This is a genomic window from Deltaproteobacteria bacterium (assembly GCA_020848745.1).
GTDB lineage: Bacteria > Desulfobacterota > Binatia > UTPRO1 > UTPRO1 > UTPRO1.
Genome location: JADLHM010000016.1, coordinates 1 through 3110, shown reverse-complemented (window position 1 = coordinate 3110; position 3110 = coordinate 1). Strand labels below are relative to the sequence as shown.

Annotated in this window: 2 protein-coding genes and 1 tRNA gene; all 3 read right to left on the bottom strand. The window is 67.5% G+C overall.

What is annotated here, in order from left to right; all coding sequences use genetic code 11:
• Positions 1–122 precede the first annotated feature (122 nt).
• Complete coding sequence (locus IT293_02250; protein MCC6763459.1) at positions 123–1877, bottom strand: SulP family inorganic anion transporter; 1755 nt, start codon at positions 1875–1877, stop codon at positions 123–125.
• A gap of 157 nt (positions 1878–2034) precedes the next feature.
• A complete protein-coding gene (locus tag IT293_02245) occupies positions 2035–2565 on the bottom strand; it encodes a hypothetical protein (GenBank protein ID MCC6763458.1) in 531 nt (176 codons plus the stop codon).
• 95 nt (positions 2566–2660) lie between these two features.
• Positions 2661–2734, bottom strand: a tRNA-Arg gene (locus IT293_02240).
• Between the last annotated feature and the right edge of the window lie 376 nt (positions 2735–3110).

The window sequence follows — 3110 nt, the reverse complement described above, 5'->3', positions numbered from 1 at the left end:
GCATGGGACTCCCCTTCGTGTGGCTTTGAGCGGCTCACGGAGGGGAGTCCCGTCGTTAGACTCCCGGAAATGTCAAACTTCGGCTGCCTCCCCGGCATAGCCGGGGGGACTCCTGGATTGGTCTAGATCTCGTAGTACATCGCGCGCGGCAGTGGAGCGCCGAGCCGCTTCGGACACGTCGGGCAGAAGTCGGTGATGTGCGCATACGCGTGGCGGATCGCGAGGACGGTACTGGTCTGTCGCACCGGCTGCTCGAGAAAGAGGTTCTCGCGTCCGAGCTTGTCCGCGAGGCCGCAATTGTCGAGGCATGCCTGCATGCCAGGGCGGACGCCGCAGAGGACGACGAGAATTCCGCGCGCGCGCCAAGCGTCGACGCTCCGCTCGAGCAGCGCCATGCCGACGGCGTCGGGATTACGCGCACGCTTCAAGCGCAGCACGACCGCCTGGGTGTCGGGGCCGACGCGCTCGTCGATGCTGTCCAGATGGCGCTCGAGGCTCGAGCTCGACCCGAAGAACATCTCGCCCTCGAGCCCGAAGATGAGCATGCGACTGCAGGCAGCGTCGCCTCGTTGGCGCTCATGGACCGTCCGCTCGGGCCCCACGACGAACTCCGTCAGCAACATGTTGCCGGTCCGCGGAACCGCCAACAGGAACGACATGAAGACGCCGATCAACACGCAGAACTCGATCGAGATCGCGACGGCGGAGATCGCGGTCACGGCAACGATCGCGGCATCGAAGCGCGAAGTTCGCACGTGGTAGCGAAGATCGCGGAAGTTCACCATCCGCGCCGCGGTCAGCATCAGGAGGCCCGCGAGGGCCGAGCGCGGGATGAAGCGAGCATACGGCGCGAACGCCACCATGATCAGCGCCACCGCAACCGCCGACACCACGCCGGACCACTGCGTCCGCGCGCCGGCCTGTTGGTTGATCGCCGAGCGCGTGAGCGATCCCGAGCCCGGCATGCACTGGAAGAAGCTGCCGGTGAAGTTGGCGAACCCCTCGCTGAGACACTGCTGATTGAGATCGAGGCGCTGGCCCGTTACCGCCGCGATGGCCTTGGCCATCGCGATCGCCTCGAGGAGACCGAGAAGCGCGATCGCGAGAGCGCTCTCCGCAAGGTCCCGGAGGTACGGCGCCGACACCCGCGGCACTTCGAACGAGGGGAGCGAGGCCGGAATGTCGCCGACGACGGCCACCCCCTGCGCGGCCAGATCGAAGCGGGCGGTGATCACCGCCATCAGGATCACGACGATCAGGAACTCGGGTAGGAGCTTCCATTCGAGCTTCGCCTTGACCCAGCGGAGCAGCAGAACGGTCGCGATCGACGCGGCACCGAGCGCGAACGTCGCCGAATGCACCGAGCCGCCGTGCGCCATCGTCTGCCAGAATCGCACGAGGAAATGGGCGTGGACACCGCCGACCGCGGTCAAGCCGAGCAGGTTCTTCATCTGGTCGAGAACGAGGAGGACGCTCGCCCCCGCCGTGAAGCCGACGATCACGGAGTGCGAGATGTACCGGGTGAGGTCGCCGAGACGCAGGAAGCTGATGACCAACTGGATCGAACCGACGAGGAGCGCGACCAGGACCGCCGCCTGGACCCGCTCGTCTTGGTTCGCGACCGAGCCGATGGCGCTCAGCAGGGCGATCGAGATCGCGTTGGTCGGACCGTTGATGAGCTGGCGCGACGAGTCCAGCACGGCGCCGACCGCGGTCATCACGACCGCCGTATAGAGGCCGTACTCGGCGGGGAGGCCGGCGATCATCGCGTAGGCCATGGCCTGGGGGACGGCCACCGCGGCCACCGACAGGCCCGCCACCACGTCGATGCGCAGATCGCTCCATCCGTACGAGCGCAGAGCGTCGAGGGCAGGCACGCGCCGCAAGAGCAGCGAGAGCCATGGGGAAGTGGTGGCGACGGTCAAAGGGGTTCGCGTCCGCGCGGGGTGCTAGCAGATTCGGTCCGGCGAGCGAAGGCGCCGCGGCCGCCAGCGCAGGATAGCGGTCCACGGTCGGCGCCGCGACCCGCGTCCCTCAATCGGCGTCCGTCGATCCGGACGCCCCCGGAGGCAGATCCTCGTCCCGGAAGCGTTCCTCCCGAGGACGCTCGATCGGCTCGGCGCGCGCCGCTCGCATGATCGTGAAGCGACCGAGGGCGAACCCGAGGTCGACGCCGTTTCCCGTACCCGAGAGCGCCAGCGACACCGACCCCTTCGTGACGACCTGCGCGCCGGAAGAGACGCCCATCCCCGCGTGGACCTCGGCATTGGCATAGTTTCCGAAAACCTCGGCGATGTCCGCCACGGGCGAAAACTCCCCCGTTCCGTCGACGATCTTGGAACGGCCGAACGTGACGCCCCCGCCCCGCGTCTCGAGCCGCACCCGCACCTGCTGCCCGTTGTCGCAACGCACGATGCCGCTGCCATCCGCCGCCTTGTAGAAGACGGACCAGCCTTCCATCGTGAAGGTCATATCGCATTTCGTGCGGGCCGCGGCCGGCTCGGCCGTCCCTATCGCAACGAGCATCATCAGGGAGCCGCTCCAGCCTGCCAAGCCGATCCTCATCGTCGCCTCCTCGACGGCGAGTGCGAGCGCACACCCGGTTGCTGCGTTTGTCGTCGAGCGGGATCGCCTCGTCAACACATCCACTACGCGGGTAATGCCCCCGGCGCGATTCGAACGCACGGCCCCAGGATTAGGAATCCTGTGCTCTATCCACCTGAGCTACGGGGGCGAAGTAGTGAGCTCAGCGACTTAGCGGACTCCGACTCGCTCGTCCACTTTGTATAGCCGCTACTCGTCCCCGCACACGGCTCCGAGTCCATCCGGTGGTTGCTGATCGGACCCGCGCGATGGTGCGTCACTATCTACTCGGAGCGACGCCGTTCCCGCGGCGCACTGCCATGGTGCGGTCTCGTGGCTTGCGAGACCGCTCGACGCAGCCAAGGCTGCGCCCCCGTCGCGTCCCTCGGGTACACCCCGCGCGATGCGACGGGCACCGTGCTGCATCAGGTCGTCCGCGAGCACCTCGAGACCTTCCTCGCGACCGCGGCGCACGCCGATGCGAGCGGTTTGCCGACGTTCCTCGAGCAGGAGTTCCGGGCCTTCCT

Coding starts and splice junctions, on each gene's coding strand:
- IT293_02245 (MCC6763458.1), bottom strand. CDS start 2,565: ATGAGGATCGGCTTGGCAGGCTGGAGCGGCTCCCTGATGATGCTCGTT.